The following is a 16197-nucleotide window of genomic DNA, read 5'->3' on the forward strand; positions in this document are numbered from 1 at the left end:
ATGCGGAAATCGCCATGCATCGGGCGAAAAAATCGCCGAGCCAGCGGGTGCAGTTTTTTGCCTCGGAATTCGGCGACCAGGTTCTGCACAGACAGGCATTGATTCACGGTCTCAAGACTGCTGTGGAGAACCATCAGCTGCAGCTGTACTTTCAGCCCCAGTTCGATCGTCTCCGACGGAACACCGGATTTGAAGCCCTTCTGCGCTGGCATCATCCCCTGCTCGGCGCGATTTCTCCGACAGAGTTTATTCCTCTCGCTGAGGAAACCGGTCTGATCCTGAAAATTGGCGACTGGGTTCTCGAACAGGCCGTGGAGGCATTGAAGCGTTGGTCGGATCAGGGATTTATGGGCCGTATCGCGGTCAATGTTTCTGCCTTGCAACTCCATGATCCTGGGCTTGCAGACCGGATATCCCGTCAGCTAAGTCGCTTCGAAGTTGGCGCCCAGCAGCTGGAGCTGGAAATAACCGAGACCGCTTTGATGGAGGATGTTGAGCGCGCCATGGCCACCCTGAACCGCTTCCGTGAGCAAGGTCTGGCTCTGGCCGTGGACGACTTTGGTACGGGCTATTCGTCCCTGGCCTACCTCAAGAGCCTGCCCGTCTCTCGAATCAAAATTGATCGCACATTCGTAACGGGTTTGCCACACAATGAACAGGATCAAGTTCTGTGCAACACCATCATTACGATGGCGCACAACATGGGGTGTGAGGTCATTGCCGAAGGTGTGGAAACAGAGGCACAGGCTAATTGGCTTGTTCTGGCGGGATGCGACGAACTGCAGGGTTTTCTCCTGGGCAAGCCCAGGCTGGCCGGATTCCAGAGCGAGGTCGATCCGGATACTGCATGAAGGGACGGCTCATTCCGCCCACTGAAATTGCCGGTAATCGAATCCCTGCGCCAGGGTGGGTTTGATAACCTCGAAATAGGGCGAAGCGTCAAAATCCCGTGGGGCAAACAGCGAATGGTGACGAATCTGGAAAGACTCACGCCGTTGGGCCTCGGCATCCGGGTGATCGTCTTCATCTTCGAGGCGCTCCGGCAGAATCGGATACCGGATTGACTGAAAGCCCTCGGCAATGAACGTGGAGCAGATCGCTCGCGTTGGGTCACCGCTGCCCAGGGCCAGCATGGATCGGCGGAAACGGTTGGGTACCGGCGGCGTGGGGCAGAGGTAACGTGCGAGGTCCCAGACGTTTTTCAGGTCGTATTGATGCCCCAGTCGGCTTTTCGCGTAGTCGACCAGGTGTCGCAGGTCATGGTCACTGAGCCCAACCGGCCGACAAATACGGGTATGGGTGTGTCGGTAAAAGGACAGGGGCAGTGATCGAATGCCTTCCTCAAGATCCGCCTCAACCAGAACGTTTGATTCGCCATCGCCAGCACTCAGCCCGGCATCCGGGCCCAGATACAGGGCGGCATGGGACCAGGTCGACTGGGTCAGGTATTTGATCGCCATGCTGATTCGTGTCTTACCTTCCACCAACAGCACGTCGCCTGGCTGGATAGTGCTCTGCAGCGCTTGCCAGGTGGAGGTCCTTACGGAGTGGCATTGGATCTGTTTGGAGAGATAGGCGGCCAGCCGCCTCGACAACCAATTCAGTAGCATGTGGCCTCCGGTTTCACGGTTCCTATAGTTTTTACGAAGACAGATATTCACAAAAAATGTTACAGCCCGGCCGTCCGTTAATGTGTCGCGCTGATGAATGGGTGTAACAAATAAGCCCGGTTGGTGTCTTGACGTTATCATCACGCTGAATCGGTTCGTCAGGAGTTTGTTATGCCTAGAGAAGTTGTGCTTGCCCGCCCCCACCCTTTCATCCGTAAACCGATGACAGAACTGCTGACGAAAATTGGCTTCGCGCCGGTCGCCGGAAAATCCTCAGGAAGGCCCGCCGGTGTTATTGTGTCCAGTAGCGTGACCTCGGAAGCGGGAAGTTTTGAGGATGTGCTTAAACTGGTAAAAAATACCTGGGATGATGTGCCCTTAGTGGTGGCAACCTTGCTTAAGCCGGATATGGCGATTAAATCGCTTGGCAAAGACCTTGCCGAGGTATTTCCCGGCAAGCGAGTCGGGTTTCCCTCCGAAAGCCGGGCGCCAGACATTCTCCTCGTTGGCCTGGACGACCTCAGATCGCCCCAGACCGAGCGGGTCTTTCAGGCGTTTTTCAGATAACACTGGGCTGACAGCGAGGTTTTAATGCCTTTCCAATGGAAATATGCTCACTCTTTTCGCCGATGCGGAGCGGCATGCGAGCTCGCTTTCAGCGATGGCACGCCTCGGCGTGCCGCCCGGCTGGCTGCGGTGGTCGGTACGCTCCTGGTGTTTATCAATCAATGGGAAGCGTTGACCGGCCCGGCTTCGATCAACTGGCTAAAAGTCGTGCTGACCTATTGCGTGCCGTACCTGGTGTCCACCTATACCAGCGTGAGCAAGGATCTGTATCTGCTTCGGGCGACGGAAGCTGCTGAGCAAGCTGTTCACGAAGAAGCGAGAAAGGCGTCCAGGCAAGAGTTTGGCAGGTTCTGACCGTGCGGCAAATTGAACGATGATCTCCCCCATAGTTCCGTCAGTTTAGGGAAGGAAACAATGCGCATCGAGAAACTGTTGCGGGCCGTTGCAGTGTCCATAGGGCTTCTTGTTGGTGGCCAGTCGGCCGGGGCTGCGTCTGGCTCTCAGATTTACCTCTTTTCCCAACCCTTCTGTCCGGGATGCGAGGCGGCCAAGGCGTATCTGCGCGCTCACGAAATTGATTATCGTGAGTTTGATATCACTTCGTCAGACGCGGCGCTAAGCGCTTTCAAACGGCTGGGCGGCCGGGGCACACCCTTTTTCATCATTGGCGGTCAGCGGATGCACGGCTTCACGGTCGGTCGATTTGAACAGCGCCTGAAAGACGCAGGCATCATCCGATAGTGGCGTTCAATAAGCCACGTCAGCTTTGGTTCTGGTTTTCTGATTTTTTCTCTGCAAGAGCCCGTGCAACCCGCTCATCAATCCGGCGTAGAAACTCGTTGCTGAGCTTCCTCGAAGAGTGGGCGTTCATCAGTTCGCTGCTTGCCCGCAGGTTGCCGATAAATGTTTGGCAGTCCCGGCACATGAGCAGGTGCATTTTTACAGACAGGTTCTGCCGGCCGCTGAGCTCGCCGTCGATGTAGTCGCTGGCGATGGTCGCCAGATCCCTGCACATTAACATTCGCCTGTCTCCTGGAAGGTTTCCACCATGAGAAAGATCTTCTGCCTCGCACGGTGTAAAAGAACACGCAGGTTAGAGGCACTGACATCGAGAATGTTACAGACATCTTCGGATTTGCGTTGGTGGGCCTCGTAGAGCATGAGGGCAGAGCGCTGGGTTTCCGGCAGGGCGGAAAGGTGTTTGTCCAGGCAGTCGCTGAGGGCACCGTTCTCCATGAGGGTGTCTGCGGAGTCGTGAAACTGCAGTTGCGGCGGCAGGTTCCAGCGCCCTTTGGCGTTGAAGCGGTTTGCCAGTTCGGGCTCCAGGCTTTCGGAAAATTCCGTTGGAACTTCCCGGTTGGCGGTGCGAAGACGGTTCTTGCAGCGGTTGGCGACGATGCGGTGCAGCCAGGTTTTGAGTCCTGAGCGTCCCTCAAACTTCTGAACCGCATCAATTACGGTCACCCAGCAGTCCTGGACAATCTCTTCCGCGCTTGAGGGATCGAGGTAAAACCGGGCGACCGCCAGCATACCGGAAGAGTATTCGCGCACGGCTGTCTCATACGCTGCTGAATCACCGCGCTTGAGCGCATCGATCAGTGACACTTCGGTTTCCAGGTGCACCGGGGTGGCCATGGGTTTCCTTTCCTCGTCAATCTGGTTTGAATCACGGTGTTTTTATAGTGGTTCGTATTCCGGAAAAGTTCCGATAATTTGTAGTGATTGCTCAAAAATATTAATTCAAGGACGATGTAATTTCCAGCGGGTGATCGTGTCTAGGCAATAACAGCGTACTGTTTTATAGATCTTTTACAGGAATGAATATGAATCGAAGCAAGCTTTTACTCGTTCTGGTTATTGCTGCGATCGTGGCTTTATTTATCGGCCTTGACGGCGATAAATTGCTTACCCTGGAGAATCTTCAGGCCAACCAGGCGGCGGTGGCACAGTGGATTGGTCGGAACCTCCTGGCGGCGGTTCTCGGTTATGCTTCAATTTATGTGCTTGTGACCGCTCTTTCCTTGCCCGGTGCAACCATCATGACCCTGGCCGGAGGTGCCTTCTTTGGAAATTTGTATGGCCTGGCCGCGGTATCCATTGCGTCGACCGTGGGTGCTTCACTGGCGTTTCTGGTGGCGCGTTTCCTGTTAAGGGATACCTTGCAGCAGCGTTACAAGGACACCATTGCCAAGATCGACAGGGGCATCGAAAAAGATGGTGCCTTTTACCTGGCAACTCTGCGTCTGGTGCCGGTTTTTCCGTTTTTCCTGATCAACCTGGCCATGGGCTTGACCGGCATGAAACTGTGCACCTATGCCCTGATTAGCTGGATTACCATGCTGCCGGGCACTTTTGTCTACGTAAATGCAGGTACCCAGCTTGGTCAGATCCAGTCTACGGGCGATATCGTTTCCGCCGACCTGCTCGTGTCCTTTGCCCTCCTCGGCCTGTTTCCTCTCATCGCCAAGTTCGTTGTGGGCTTTCTACGCCGCCGTAAAGTGTATGCGGGCTGGAAGAAGCCGACGCACTTTGACTACAACCTGCTGGTCATTGGTGGCGGCTCCGCCGGGCTGGTGTCCGCCTATATCGCAGCGGCTGTGAAAGCGAAAGTGGCACTGATCGAGAAAGACAAAATGGGTGGCGATTGCCTGAATACGGGTTGTGTGCCCTCCAAGGCGCTCATCCGCAGTGCCAGGGCGGCGGATACGCTGCGTCATGCCAATCGTTACGGGTTGGAAGCGGTCCCGGTGAAAGGTTCGTTCAGGAACATCATGAACCGGGTCAAGGATGTCATTGCCCAGGTGGAGCCCCACGATTCCCCGGAGCGCTACCGCAAGCTGGGTGTGGATTGCATCTCTGGCGAGGCCAGCTTCGTATCTCCCTGGGAACTGGAAGTGACGCACACGGATGGTCGTACCGAGAGGCTGACCGCAAGGAGTATCGTTGTGGCCACCGGCGGTAAACCGGCCATGCCCCCGATTCCGGGCCTGAAAGACATGAACCCGCTGACCTCCGAAAACCTGTGGGAACTTCAGGATCAGCCGGAACGTCTGCTGGTGCTGGGCGGTGGCCCCATCGGTTGCGAGCTGGCCCATGCCTTTGCCCGGCTCGGGAGCCAGGTTGTTCAGGTGGAACGGGGTGAGCGTTTGCTGCCCCGGGAAGATGCGGACGTGGCGGACATGGTCCGAAAACAGTTCGAAGAGGACGGCATCCGCGTTCTTCTGGGCCATGCTGCCGCGGAGTTCCGGATAGAAGAGAGTGAGAAGGTCGCCTACTGCGAACACGAGGGCGAACGGGTCAGGATTCCCTTCGATGAGGTGCTGGTCGCCGTTGGCCGTGCGGCCAATACCTCGGGCCTCCACCTGGAGAGGCTCGGGATCGAGACCTTGCCCAATGGCACGGTGCCGGTGGAAGAAGACATGAGCCTGCGATATCCGAATGTCTTTGCCTGTGGCGATGTCGCCGGCCCCTACCAGTTCACCCATGCCGCCGCGCACCAGGCCTGGTATGCGGCGGTGAACGGGCTGTTTGGCCAGTTCAAGCGCTTCAAGGTGGATTATCGGGTGATGCCGTGGGTAACCTTCACTTCGCCGGAAGTGGCTCGGGTGGGGCTCAGTGAGGCAGAGGCCAAAGAGAAAGGCATTGCCTACGAGCTGACCCGGTACCGGCTGGATGATCTCGACCGGGCGATTGCGGAAAGCGAGGCGCAGGGGTTTATCAAGGTGCTCACCCCGCCGGGCAAAGACCGGATACTCGGAGCCGTGGTGGTCGGCGCGCATGCGGGTGAGATCCTGGCGGAGTTTACCCTGGCGATGAAACACGGCCTCGGGCTGAACAAGATTCTGGGGACCATTCACCCCTACCCGACCTGGAACGAGGCAGCCAAATACGCTGCCGGTGAATGGAAGCGCGCCCACGCGCCAGCGGGCGTGCTCAGGTTACTGGAGAAACTCCATGGCTGGCGGCGGGGCAAGTCCGGCCAGGCCAACCGTAAACAGATGTCTGCTGGCAAAGGCGTGTAACAAAGCCGTTGCGTTGGTGTCAGTGGAATGGAAGTCGTTCAAGCATGAGGAGCAGATATGCCCCTGACCGAAGCCCGAGAGGCGCGTAGACGTATCCCCGCTGTGGAGGTCCTGGAACCCAGGGCCTCGGACAGCTGGACCCATACCCGAAACGGTGATCCCCGTGGCTACATCGATTCGGACCAGCTGAAAGAGCTCTGGATCCACACGGGCACGGCCTGCAATCTGGCCTGTCCGTTCTGCCTGGAGGGGTCTCATCCGGGTGATGGCCGTATCCCGGGCATGAAGCTCTCTGACGTAAAGCCGTTTATCCACGAAGCCCTCGACATGGGGGTGGAGCAGTTTTCCTTCACCGGTGGCGAGCCGTTTGTGATCCGGGATTTCGTCAACATCCTGGATTACGCCAGCCAACACCGGCCCTGCTTCGTACTCACCAACGCCACCGAACCGCTACTGAAGCGCCGGCACCAGGTGTTGCCGTTGCTGCAGAACCCGTATCCGATCCATTTCCGGGTCAGCCTCGATTTTCCGGACCGCGCCCGCCACGACAAGGATCGCGGCGAGGGCAGTTTTGAGCAGGCGCTGGAGGGCATCCGCTGGCTGATCGATCAGGGCTTCAAGGTATCGATCGCCCGTCAGACCGATCCGACGGAGATTCCGGCGGACGTGGAAGCCGCGTTCCGGGCCATTTTCCGGGAGTGGCGAATTCCCGAGGATCTGGCGTTCACGGCCTTTCCGGATCTGGGTACACCCGGTTCGGAGGACGGCAGTCCGGAGGTGACAGAAACCTGCATGGAGAAGTATCCGACAAAAGAGTCGCGGGCCCATTTCATGTGCACCTATACCCGGATGCTGGTGAAAAAGGACGATCAGGTGCGGGTGTATGCGTGCACGCTGGTGGATGACGATCCGCAGTATGACCTGGGGGGCACGTTGGCCGAGAGCATGGACGAGAGGATTATGTTGCGGCATCACCGGTGTTTTGCCTGTTATCGGTTCGGGGCTAGTTGTTCGGCGCCTTGATTCGGTAGGACTGATAGCTGGGCATTGGCGGTCTTGGGGTGGGGGTTCTTTCTCCTTGGAAAAACAACTCGCTTCGCTCGGACACGTTTTTCTGGCGGAGAAAGAACCCCCACCCCCAGACCGCGGAAACGGCTTTGCCAGTCGTGAAGAAAGAAAAAAGCAAAGATTTCTTTGGCGTTCGGGTGATCTCACGGACTCGGGGACTGAACTGCCATGGTTGAACGAGGAGATGGGAGGTAGGGAGACCAAAAAATGTGGAGCGCCAGGGATGGCGCGACCAAGCCCCCCACGGATGGGTTCACGGGCGTTTTTTTGGTCTCCCTACCTTCCAGCTACGTTATCTCCGAATGATGTAATCCCGGGCGATGTCCCGGGTCCAAAAACAAAGAGCTGGAACGAACAATGAACTTTACTGAAGCCTCCCTGTTCTGGGGGTTCCTGCTGGTGTACGGCGTGGTGATGTACGTGCTGTCGCCGAAGAGCAAGAATGCGAATTCGTTTTACAAAGGCGCGGATGATCAGGGCAATCCGGTGGGTCAGTGGTCACTGACGGCGAGTATTTTTATCAGCTGGATTTTCGCCAAGTCGGTGACCAACGCGGCCAATCTTGGGGCGGCCTACGGCGTAGTCGGGGGGCTGGCTTACGCGAGTTACTGGCTGTCGATTCCGGTGGCTGGTTACATCATTTACCTGATCCGGACGCAGACCGGGGCGCGGAGTCTGCAGGACTTTCTCACCTCCCGGTTCGGCCGGCTGGCGGCGTTGGCGTTTGCGGCGGCGATTCTGATCCGGCTCTATAACGAAGTCTGGAGTAACACCGCGGTGGTGGGTGGCTACTTCGGGCTGCCTGGGCAATGGCAGTACTACACCGCGGCCATGCTGTTTACCGTGTTCACCCTCGCCTACAGCCTGAAGGGCGGTCTGCGGTCCTCGATTTTTACCGACGTGATCCAGGCGGTGGTGTTCGTTTTCTTCGTGGGCGCCGTCCTGTTCCTCATCATACCGGCCAACGACACCAGCGCTCTGTTGAGCAATGGCGAATTTCGCCTGGATGCCGGGTTTGACCTGCTGCTTGTGGCACTGCTGCAGATGTTCAGTTATCCCTTCCACGATCCGGTGCTGACGGACCGGGGTTTTGTGAACCGGGAGAAAACCATGCTCAAGAGCTTCGTGGTGGCCGGTCTGCTCGGGTTTGTTGCGGTATTCATCTTCAGTCTGGTGGGTGTGCATGCCCGGCTGCAGGGGCTGGATCCCATGGGCAATGCGCCGGCGGCGGTGGGGCAGTCGCTCGGTCTGGCGGCTCTGTTCTTCATGAGCGTGGTCATGATGACGTCCGCAGGCTCAACGCTGGATTCCACCTTTACCTCGCTGGCCAAGTCCATGGCGGTGGATCTGCCCCGCCTGGCACAGCGGGCCAGGGACCGCCTGCCCAGTGTGCGCGTGGGCGCGGTCGTGATGGTGGTGTTTGCCCTTCTGGGGAACATCCCGATGTTTGCCGGTACCGATATCCTCAAGGCGACCACGATTTCAGGGACCATGGTGATGGGGCTGGCGCCGGTGTTCCTGTTCTACGGATTTACCCGATGGTCGCCCTGGAGTTTTCACCTGAGCTTCTGGTCCGGACTGGTACTGGGCGTTCTGCTGGCCATTGGCATGATCCCGGCGAGCTGGGCGATCGGTGATGGCAAATACGCGCTCCTGCTCGGTGTGAATGCCCGGGGCTTCCTGATCTGTAGCGCCGGTTTCTTCCTGCCCCTGGCGATCCGCCGGCTCGCGGGTCGTTCACTGGCAGCCGGGGAGGCCTGAATCCATGGAGGAAGGGCGCAGCTGTCCCCTGGCGTACCGATATTCCCCGTCGCGGCTGGGCGACGATCCCGTCCGGATCACGGAAGATGTGCTCTACGTCGTTGGCGGACTGTACGGGAATATTGAGGCCCTGAATGAAATCGAGCGAATGGCTGCTGAGGAGGCGCGTAACGGACGCAGAGTCCGGCTGGTCTTCAATGGTGACTTCAACTGGTTCAACGCCAGCGACGACCTGTTCCGCGAGATCAACGCCCGGGTGTTGCGACATATGGCCTGCCTCGGGAACGTCGAGTATGAGCTGGCGAATCCCAGTCCGGGTGCGGGGTGTGGTTGCGCCTATCCGGATTTTGTCGATCAGGGCGTCGTCGAACGTTCCAATCGCATCATTTCCAGGCTGCAGGACATTGCCAGGGATCAGCCGGACCTGATGGAAAAACTGGGTCGACTGCCCCGATTCCGATGCCTGATGTTTGGAGGCCTAAAGATTTTGGTGCTGCACGGCGATCCGGAGTCTATAGCCGGCTGGGGTCTGGCCCATGAGGCGTTCGCAGACGGCAATCGAAAACAGCTCGAATCCTGGTTCGAGGCGACCGGTGCGGATGCCATTGTCTGCACACATACCTGCCTGCCTGTGCTCTGGACTGGCAGTGTTAACGGACGAGAACGGGTAGTGGTGAACAACGGATCCGCGGGCATGGGTAACCTGAGTTCGGACCGCCGGGGTCTGATTGCCCGTATCAGTGCTGCAGACGGCGCCGTTGAGCCTGTCGTCGCGACAGACTGTCACGATCTGCAGTTTTCGCTGCAGCCAGTCGCCTTTGATCATGAGGCGTGGATGGAGCGGTTCGATGCCCTCTGGCCACCCGGTTCCGACGCCGCGCTCTCCTATCGCAACCGGCTCCTGGGGGGGACGACCCTGCTGCCCGGCGATGTCCGGTTCCTTGCCTGACTGTCATCCGAATGTCACTGGCGAATGCTGCAATCGGGTCTATTATTGATAGGACGAGGCAGGGTTCTCGGCAGAGGGCCTGTTTTCCGCTGACTTGAAATATATTTTGTGGTCTATATAATTCAGCACTAACTTTTGAAGCGAATTGATCACGTTATGACATCAGAAGGTTCGAATACCACCGCCATCAGCCTCCGCAAACCGACGAAGGATGATGGCTTCCGGCTTCACCAGCTGGTGGCGGAATGCCCCCCGCTGGACCCCAACTCGATTTACTGCAACCTGTTGCAGTGCAGCCACTTTGCCGAAACCGGCGTGGCCGCGGAGAAGGAAGGCGATCTGGTCGGCTTTATCTCCGGATACATCCCTCCCCAACAGCCCGAGACCGTGTTTGTCTGGCAGGTGGCCGTTCACGAGAAAGGTCGTGGACAGGGTCTCGCCAAGCGGATGCTGAAAGAGATCGTTTCCCGGGATGCGTGCAAAGACGTGACCCACATGGAAACGACCATCACCGCCGACAACGAGGCCTCATGGGCGCTGTTCCGTTCATTCGCCCGTGATATGGGAGCCGAGCTCACCTACCACGAGCACTTCGAGAAAGAGACCCATTTTGGCGGCAAGCACGACTCCGAGTTCCTGCTGCGCATCGGGCCTTTCACGAAGCCTGTCTGAGAGCCCTGAGTTCACGATCAAGCATCGTGAATGACTGACTGTGATTTGGACTAGCCGGTGGGCCGCCCGAGGTGGGCCCGCTGTTAAGGCTTAAACCAACGCACGGCGGGCTTGTCGCGACCGATAGATACCAACCGGCAGGCTCCCGCGCATTTACCTCGAACCTGACATGCTAAGAGGCAAGACAATGGAAATTTTCAAGTCGACCGAATCCGAAGTACGTGTTTACTCCCGTGCCTTTCCGGTGATTTTTAACCGCGCCAAGAATGCGCATCTGTACACCGAAGACGGCAAGGAGTACCTGGATTTTCTGGCCGGTGCCGGTTCACTGAACTACGGCCACAACAACGACATCCTCAAGAAGGCATTGCTTGAATACATCGAGGCCGACGGCGTCAGCCAGGGCCTGGACCTGTTCACCACGGCCAAGCACGACTTCATCGAGTCGTACAAGAAGCATATCCTCGAGCCGCGCGGACTGGACTACAAGATGCAGTTCACCGGCCCCACCGGTACCAACTGTGTCGAAGCGGCCATGAAGCTGGCGCGCAAGGTGAAGGGCCGTACCGGCATCATCTCCTTCACCAACGGTTTCCACGGCGTGACCACCGGTGCGGTCGCCGCGACCGGTAACAAACACCACCGTGGTGGTGTCGGCACCCCGCTGGGCAATGTCGACTTCATGTTCTACGACGGCTACCTGGGCGAGGATGTCGATACCCTGAAGATCATGGACAAGGTGCTGTCTGACAGCTCCTCAGGTGTTGAATTGCCGGCTGCCGTCATCGTTGAAGCGGTGCAGGGCGAAGGCGGTCTGAACGCCGCCCGTGCTGAATGGCTCAAGGGCCTGTCGGATCTGTGTAAGAAGCACGACATCCTGCTGATCCTGGACGACATCCAGGCGGGCAACGGTCGTACCGGCGAGTTCTTCAGCTTTGAGTTCGCGGGTATCAAACCGGACATCGTGACCGTGTCCAAGTCCCTGAGTGGCTACGGCCTGCCGATGGCGCTGGTGCTGTTCAAGCCGGAACTGGACGTCTGGGATCCGGGCGAGCACAACGGTACCTTCCGCGGCAACAACATGGCGTTTATCACTGCCCGGACTGCGGTTGAGACCTACTGGAAGGACGATGCCTTTGCCAACGAGGTGAAGGCGAAATCCAAGGTACTGGGCGATGCCCTGAAAGCTATTTGCGACAAGTACCCGACCGAATTCAAAATGAAGGGTCGTGGCATGATGCGGGGTATCGAGGCGAAGGACGCGGATCTGACCGGTCCGATTACCAAGCGTGCCTTCGAACATGGCCTGATCATCGAGACCAGTGGTCCCAATGACGAAGTCATCAAGTGCCTGATGCCGTTGACCACCAGCGAGGAAGACCTGAAGAAAGGTGCCGCCCTGCTGGCCGAGAGTGTCGATGAAATCATGCAGGAAGGTGTGAGTGAGGCGTCGTAAGACGCCTTCATTCCAGGACATTCATTCCGCAGGATAGCGAAGGCCGACTTATGACTACTGCACAACATACCGTCGAGAAAATCGGCGGTACTTCCATGAGTAACTACGAGGCCGTGCGCGACAACATCATTGTTGGCCAGCGTACCAAGGACGACCTCTACCAGCGTATCTTCGTGGTGTCCGCCTATGGCGGCGTGACCGACGAACTGCTGGAACACAAAAAGACCGGCGAGCCGGGCGTCTATGCCCTGTTTGCCGACGCCGAATCGGACTGGGCCTGGGGCGACGATCTCACCAAGCTGATCCAGTTCCTGACCGATTTTAACGGCGAGCTGTTCGAGGACCCGATGCTCAAACAGCAGGCGGACCAGTTCATCACCGACCGTATTGAAGGTGTCCGGGGATGTCTGATCGATCTGCAGCGCCTGTGCTCCTATGGCCAGTTCCAGCTGGAAGAGCATCTGCTGACGGTTCGGGAGATGCTGGCAGGTATCGGTGAGGCCCACAGTGCCTTCAACACCGCCCTGAAATTGCAGCAGGAAGGCATCAATGCCCGTTTTGTCGACCTGACCGGCTGGCGTGATTCGGAACTTTTGCCGCTGGACGAAAAGCTCAAGCAGGCGTTCGACAACGTCGATCTGACCCGCGAGTTGCCGATTGTGACCGGTTACGCCCAGTGCAAGGAAGGTCTGATGCGGACCTTCGACCGGGGCTACAGCGAGATGACCTTCAGCCGGGTGGCGGTGATTACCCATGCCCGCGAAGCCATCATCCACAAGGAATATCACCTGAGCTCCGCCGATCCGAAAATCGTTGGCGAAGACAAGGTGGTGCCGCTGGGCCGGACCAACTACGACGTGGCGGATCAGCTCGCCAACCTGGGGATGGAAGCGATTCACCCCCGGGCCGGCAAGGGCCTCCGTCAGAACGAGATTCCGCTTCGGGTGATGAACACCTTCGAGCCGGAGCATACCGGTACGCTGATCACCGGCGATTACATCAGCGAGACAGCGCAGGTGGAGATCGTCGCGGGTGCCAAGGGCGTGTTCGCCATCGAAGTCTTCGACCAGGACATGCAGGGTGAGCCGGGCTCCGACCGGAAGATTCTGGACGTGCTGAGCCGCTTCAAGGTCCGGTTCATGTCCAAGGACACCAACGCCAATACCATCACCCATTACGTGGATACCACGCTCAAGCACATCAAACGGGTGGTCAAGGCGCTGGAACAGGAGTTCCCCAACGCTGAGATCAGCACTCGCAAGGTGGCCCTGGTATCGGCCATCGGCAGTGACATGAAAGTGCCGGGGATTCTCGCCCGCTCTGTGAAGTCGCTGGCGGATCGTGAGATCAGTGTGTTGGCCGTGCATCAATGCATGCGCCAGGTGGACATCCAGTTCGTGATTGATGAAGACCATTACGAACAGGCCATTGTCGCGCTGCACGGCGCCTTGATTGAACCGCATAACCACGAATACGCGATCGTGGCGGCATCAATCGAGTAAGAGGTTGCCCGCAGACGAAACCGGTCGCTTCGTTAGCGGGTAATGGAGGATGTCTTGCCTCCAGATCGGGCGCCCGGCCGGCCGCCTCATCCTGTGTGAGTGTTTTGGCCGGGCGTGGCCGATCCAGTGACCACCCTGCCTCGTATTTCCCTGTACATTCTCAGACCAAGATCGGACCCGACGTCATGTTACACACTGACACTATGGGACCGTCTCCGACTCTGCCCCGCGATGGCGAAAGGGATTCCCTGGTCGGGCTGTATTTCAGGGATGCGTCCCGATACGACCTGCTTTCCGACGAACAGGAACGTCGTCTTTCCCGAAAACTGACCCTCTGTTTCCGGGTCGTCAGCCGTGAGCTGGCCCTGCCCGAGGACACGCCCCAGACCTTCCGTGAAGTCATGGGCAGCCTTGGGGATGCCTGCGCGTTTTCCACCCGCTGTCGGAGGGCCTACCACCTTGCCATGGCCTGCCGCCGGAAGCTGATTCAGAGCAACCTCCGCCTGGCAGTGCACATCGCCCGCCGGTTTGGTCAGAACGGTATTCCGATGTCGGATCTGATCCAGGATGCCAACGTCGGCCTGATCAAGGCGGCAGAACGATTTGATCCTGGCAAGGGTTTCCGGTTTTCAACCTACGCCTACTGGTGGATCAGTGAAGAGGTCAAACGCTGTCTTCAGCGAGGTACCCGTGTGGTTCACACGCCAGAGAATGTGGTCGATGAGATCCGCAAGTTGCAGAAGGTTTCGCTACGACTCAACCGCGAACTCGGTCGAGAACCTTCCCAGGCCGAACTGGCCCGCGAAATGGAAGCCTCACCGTCCCGGATTGGTGAGCTGAGGGCCCTGGCATCGCGTGAGGTTTCCACCGAAACGCCCCTGATCGAGGACAGTGCCCTGACCCTGGGAGACAGCCTCGAGGGTCGTGGCAGTATGACACCGGACCATCCGATGTCCGAGAGAGACCGGCAGCGAGCACTGCGGCGCATGCTGGGCGAGTTGACCGAACGTGAGCAGGATATCCTCACCCGACGGTTCGGCCTGGATCGCCCCGCACCGGAGACCCTGCAGGTCATTTCCGATCAGTTGGGCATCAGCCGGGAGCGGGTGCGGCAGATTGAGAAGGGCGCGCTGCGCAAATTGCAGAGTCGCTTCGACGGTCCGGACGATGCCTACGGCGCCTGACCCTCTCAGGCGCCGTGCAACAACAGAAACCAGGCCGCCACGGTCAGTTGGCAGGTAAGCACGACCGTGGTCAGCACCAGTCGCAGGCGCCGGTACCAATCCGGCCAGTAAATCCGCATCCATCGCGCATCGACAACGTACAGGGCAAGGTAGGCCAGCGTGTACAGGACGATCTGGACGTGGGTAGATAGGAGGAGTCCCACACCTGCGGTCACGAAGAAGACCTGGCTCAGAAGCATGGTGACCAGGGGGGAGAGCGGGTAGCAGCGATCTTCGAGCTGCATTGCAATCGGCCAGTAGACCCCGGCCATGAAGGCCAGGATGCCGGCACTGTAGAGGTAGAAATACCCCATGATTGCGACGCTGCTTCCCGGAATCAGGAAGAGACCAACCACGCCGAGAATGAACGGTATGAGTCCGGCGATCCCCACCAGAACCGCCAGTCGCGAGACGGAAATCACTGGCGTTGCCTCTGGACCTTGATGCGCATGGGCTCGATCGGGCCGGACGCCATACCGACCATCTCGTGGTAGGCAGACGGATGAACCACCTCGGTTTCCCGCACCTGGAAGGAAGCCAGCGTATCCTGAATTTCCCAGGCGCTCCGAAACAGCCGGGTCTTCTGGTCCGGGTCGGAAAGCAGCAACGTCTGCCCATCGATCACCAGCCGTGCCATGTAGCGCTGGCCTTCCAGAGAGATGATTTCAAGAAGGTCGATGACCAGATCCCGCGTGCTTCTGAGTTCGTCGAGGGTGATTCTCACAATCGGGCTCCGGGTTAGTTGACTCACCCCCTAATTACGACCCTGAATCACCAGAGGATCATTTTGACAGCTCGGAACACACCGAATGTTGAGGGCAGGTAACCAGGTGGTCGTTGACCATGCCGGTGGCCTGCATGAAGGCATAGACGATGGTGGGGCCGACAAAGTTGAACCCTGCCTTTTTCAGGGCTTTCGACATGGCCACCGATTCCGGCGTTGTGGTCGGCACCTCATCGAGGGTTCGCCATCGGTTCTGGATGGGCTGATGATCCACGAATGACCAGAGAAACTCGGCGAACTCCGTTCCCTGATCCCGAAGTGCCAGATAGCCCCGGGCGTTGCGAATGATGGACTGGACTTTCAGTCGGTTGCGGATGATCCCCGGATTGCCGAGCAGGTCCTCGATCTTGCGGTCGTCGTAACGCACGATCCGTTCCGGGTCGAACCGATCGTAGGCCTCCCGGTAAGCGTCCTGCTTGCGCAGTATGGTGATCCAGCTCAGACCTGCCTGCTGCCCGTCCAGGCAGAGTTTCTCGAACAACGCCAGACTGTCGTATTCCGGGCGTCCCCAAACCGTGTCGTGGTAATGAACGTAGAGTGGATCGTTACCACACCAGGGACATCGCTGTGGCTCGCTCATGGG

General features: G+C 58.3%; 18 protein-coding genes. 12 read left to right on the forward strand and 6 right to left on the reverse strand.

The window, feature by feature from the left end; genetic code table 11:
* Positions 1–851: putative bifunctional diguanylate cyclase/phosphodiesterase (locus MSNKSG1_RS15485; protein WP_008940235.1), on the forward strand; the 851-nt coding region annotated here is incomplete at its 5' end.
* Positions 852–860: 9 nt separating this feature from the next.
* Here MSNKSG1_RS15485 and MSNKSG1_RS15490 read toward each other — a convergent pair.
* The gene (locus MSNKSG1_RS15490) at positions 861–1610 is read right to left on the reverse strand and encodes a YiiX/YebB-like N1pC/P60 family cysteine hydrolase (RefSeq protein WP_008940236.1); all 750 of its coding nucleotides are present in this window, start codon (positions 1608–1610) and stop codon (positions 861–863) included.
* Positions 1611–1832: 222 nt separating this feature from the next.
* Between MSNKSG1_RS15490 and MSNKSG1_RS15495 the strand changes: the two genes are divergently transcribed.
* From MSNKSG1_RS15495 to MSNKSG1_RS18760, 3 genes are read left to right on the forward strand one after another with little or no spacing between them, the layout of a single operon-like run.
* The gene (locus MSNKSG1_RS15495) at positions 1833–2177 is read left to right on the forward strand and encodes a hypothetical protein (RefSeq protein WP_227498047.1); all 345 of its coding nucleotides are present in this window, start codon (positions 1833–1835) and stop codon (positions 2175–2177) included.
* Between the two features lie 24 nt (positions 2178–2201).
* The gene (gene nrtS / locus MSNKSG1_RS15500) at positions 2202–2531 is read left to right on the forward strand and encodes a nitrate/nitrite transporter NrtS (protein ID WP_008940238.1); all 330 of its coding nucleotides are present in this window, start codon (positions 2202–2204) and stop codon (positions 2529–2531) included.
* Positions 2532–2591: 60 nt separating this feature from the next.
* A complete protein-coding gene (locus MSNKSG1_RS18760) occupies positions 2592–2918 on the forward strand; it encodes a glutaredoxin family protein (RefSeq protein ID WP_008940239.1) in 327 nt (108 codons plus the stop codon).
* A 19-nt stretch (positions 2919–2937) separates the two neighbouring features.
* On the opposite strand, the gene MSNKSG1_RS15510 is transcribed toward MSNKSG1_RS18760, so the two are convergent.
* On the reverse strand, positions 2938–3198 hold the full coding sequence (locus MSNKSG1_RS15510; protein ID WP_040886996.1) for a zf-HC2 domain-containing protein: 261 nt from the start codon (positions 3196–3198) through the stop codon (positions 2938–2940).
* On the reverse strand, positions 3192–3812 hold the full coding sequence (locus MSNKSG1_RS15515) for an RNA polymerase sigma factor (RefSeq protein ID WP_008940241.1): 621 nt from the start codon (positions 3810–3812) through the stop codon (positions 3192–3194). Before MSNKSG1_RS15515 ends, MSNKSG1_RS15510 begins: the two co-directional genes overlap by 7 nt.
* 188 nt (positions 3813–4000) lie before the next feature.
* On the opposite strand from MSNKSG1_RS15515, the gene MSNKSG1_RS15520 reads away from it, so the two are divergent.
* The 8 genes from MSNKSG1_RS15520 to MSNKSG1_RS15555 all read left to right on the forward strand — a co-directional run bounded on the left by MSNKSG1_RS15520 (position 4001) and on the right by MSNKSG1_RS15555 (position 14791).
* Positions 4001–6199 (forward strand): FAD-dependent oxidoreductase, encoded by a 2199-nt coding sequence (locus tag MSNKSG1_RS15520; protein WP_008940242.1) that lies wholly within the window; start codon positions 4001–4003, stop codon positions 6197–6199.
* Between the two features lie 57 nt (positions 6200–6256).
* Positions 6257–7222 (forward strand): radical SAM protein, encoded by a 966-nt coding sequence (locus MSNKSG1_RS15525; protein ID WP_008940243.1) that lies wholly within the window; start codon positions 6257–6259, stop codon positions 7220–7222.
* Positions 7223–7624: 402 nt separating this feature from the next.
* Positions 7625–9028 carry a sodium:solute symporter family transporter gene (locus MSNKSG1_RS15530; RefSeq protein ID WP_008940244.1) on the forward strand — a complete coding sequence of 468 codons (1404 nt, stop codon included), beginning with the start codon at positions 7625–7627 and terminating at the stop codon, positions 9026–9028.
* 4 nt (positions 9029–9032) lie between these two features.
* Positions 9033–9977 carry a metallophosphoesterase family protein gene (locus MSNKSG1_RS15535; RefSeq protein ID WP_008940245.1) on the forward strand — a complete coding sequence of 315 codons (945 nt, stop codon included), beginning with the start codon at positions 9033–9035 and terminating at the stop codon, positions 9975–9977.
* Between the two features lie 156 nt (positions 9978–10133).
* Entirely contained in the window at positions 10134–10649 is a 516-nt protein-coding gene (ectA, locus tag MSNKSG1_RS15540; protein ID WP_008940246.1) for a diaminobutyrate acetyltransferase, read from the forward strand.
* Between the two features lie 187 nt (positions 10650–10836).
* Positions 10837–12105 (forward strand): diaminobutyrate--2-oxoglutarate transaminase, encoded by a 1269-nt coding sequence (ectB, locus tag MSNKSG1_RS15545; protein ID WP_008940247.1) that lies wholly within the window; start codon positions 10837–10839, stop codon positions 12103–12105.
* Between the two features lie 50 nt (positions 12106–12155).
* Positions 12156–13607: an aspartate kinase gene (locus MSNKSG1_RS15550; RefSeq protein ID WP_008940248.1), complete on the forward strand. Its 1452-nt coding sequence runs from the start codon at positions 12156–12158 to the stop codon at positions 13605–13607.
* A gap of 185 nt (positions 13608–13792) precedes the next feature.
* Positions 13793–14791 (forward strand): sigma-70 family RNA polymerase sigma factor, encoded by a 999-nt coding sequence (locus tag MSNKSG1_RS15555; RefSeq protein WP_040886997.1) that lies wholly within the window; start codon positions 13793–13795, stop codon positions 14789–14791.
* 5 nt (positions 14792–14796) lie between these two features.
* Here the strand turns inward: MSNKSG1_RS15555 and MSNKSG1_RS15560 are convergent, their stop codons facing one another.
* The 3 genes from MSNKSG1_RS15560 to MSNKSG1_RS15570 are packed head-to-tail and all read right to left on the reverse strand — an operon-like array spanning position 14797 to position 16194.
* The gene (locus MSNKSG1_RS15560; RefSeq protein WP_008940250.1) at positions 14797–15252 is read right to left on the reverse strand and encodes a DUF3429 domain-containing protein; all 456 of its coding nucleotides are present in this window, start codon (positions 15250–15252) and stop codon (positions 14797–14799) included.
* On the reverse strand, positions 15249–15554 hold the full coding sequence (locus tag MSNKSG1_RS15565) for a DUF6482 family protein (RefSeq protein ID WP_008940251.1): 306 nt from the start codon (positions 15552–15554) through the stop codon (positions 15249–15251). The genes MSNKSG1_RS15560 and MSNKSG1_RS15565 overlap by 4 nt, the downstream gene beginning before the upstream one ends.
* 58 nt (positions 15555–15612) lie before the next feature.
* Positions 15613–16194 carry a DNA-3-methyladenine glycosylase I gene (locus MSNKSG1_RS15570; protein WP_008940252.1) on the reverse strand — a complete coding sequence of 194 codons (582 nt, stop codon included), beginning with the start codon at positions 16192–16194 and terminating at the stop codon, positions 15613–15615.
* Positions 16195–16197: the final 3 nt, after the last annotated feature.

This window comes from Marinobacter santoriniensis NKSG1 (genome assembly GCF_000347775.1).
GTDB classification, from domain to species: Bacteria; Pseudomonadota; Gammaproteobacteria; order Pseudomonadales; family Oleiphilaceae; genus Marinobacter; species Marinobacter santoriniensis.

Bases quoted from the DNA above. Each gene is read 5' to 3' on its own strand.
- MSNKSG1_RS15570 (WP_008940252.1), bottom strand. From the start codon at position 16,194: ATGAGCGAGCCACAGCGATGTCCCTGGTGTGGTAACGATCCACTCTAC.
- MSNKSG1_RS15515 (WP_008940241.1), bottom strand. From the start codon at position 3,812: ATGGCCACCCCGGTGCACCTGGAAACCGAAGTGTCACTGATCGATGCG.
- MSNKSG1_RS15535 (WP_008940245.1), top strand. From the start codon at position 9,033: ATGGAGGAAGGGCGCAGCTGTCCCCTGGCGTACCGATATTCCCCGTCG.
- MSNKSG1_RS18760 (WP_008940239.1), top strand. From the start codon at position 2,592: ATGCGCATCGAGAAACTGTTGCGGGCCGTTGCAGTGTCCATAGGGCTT.
- MSNKSG1_RS15555 (WP_040886997.1), top strand. From the start codon at position 13,793: ATGTTACACACTGACACTATGGGACCGTCTCCGACTCTGCCCCGCGAT.
- MSNKSG1_RS15550 (WP_008940248.1), top strand. From the start codon at position 12,156: ATGACTACTGCACAACATACCGTCGAGAAAATCGGCGGTACTTCCATG.
- MSNKSG1_RS15530 (WP_008940244.1), top strand. From the start codon at position 7,625: ATGAACTTTACTGAAGCCTCCCTGTTCTGGGGGTTCCTGCTGGTGTAC.
- ectA (WP_008940246.1), top strand. From the start codon at position 10,134: ATGACATCAGAAGGTTCGAATACCACCGCCATCAGCCTCCGCAAACCG.
- ectB (WP_008940247.1), top strand. From the start codon at position 10,837: ATGGAAATTTTCAAGTCGACCGAATCCGAAGTACGTGTTTACTCCCGT.
- MSNKSG1_RS15490 (WP_008940236.1), bottom strand. From the start codon at position 1,610: ATGCTACTGAATTGGTTGTCGAGGCGGCTGGCCGCCTATCTCTCCAAA.
- nrtS (WP_008940238.1), top strand. From the start codon at position 2,202: ATGCCTTTCCAATGGAAATATGCTCACTCTTTTCGCCGATGCGGAGCG.
- MSNKSG1_RS15525 (WP_008940243.1), top strand. From the start codon at position 6,257: ATGCCCCTGACCGAAGCCCGAGAGGCGCGTAGACGTATCCCCGCTGTG.
- MSNKSG1_RS15520 (WP_008940242.1), top strand. From the start codon at position 4,001: ATGAATCGAAGCAAGCTTTTACTCGTTCTGGTTATTGCTGCGATCGTG.
- MSNKSG1_RS15495 (WP_227498047.1), top strand. From the start codon at position 1,833: ATGACAGAACTGCTGACGAAAATTGGCTTCGCGCCGGTCGCCGGAAAA.
- MSNKSG1_RS15510 (WP_040886996.1), bottom strand. From the start codon at position 3,198: ATGTTAATGTGCAGGGATCTGGCGACCATCGCCAGCGACTACATCGAC.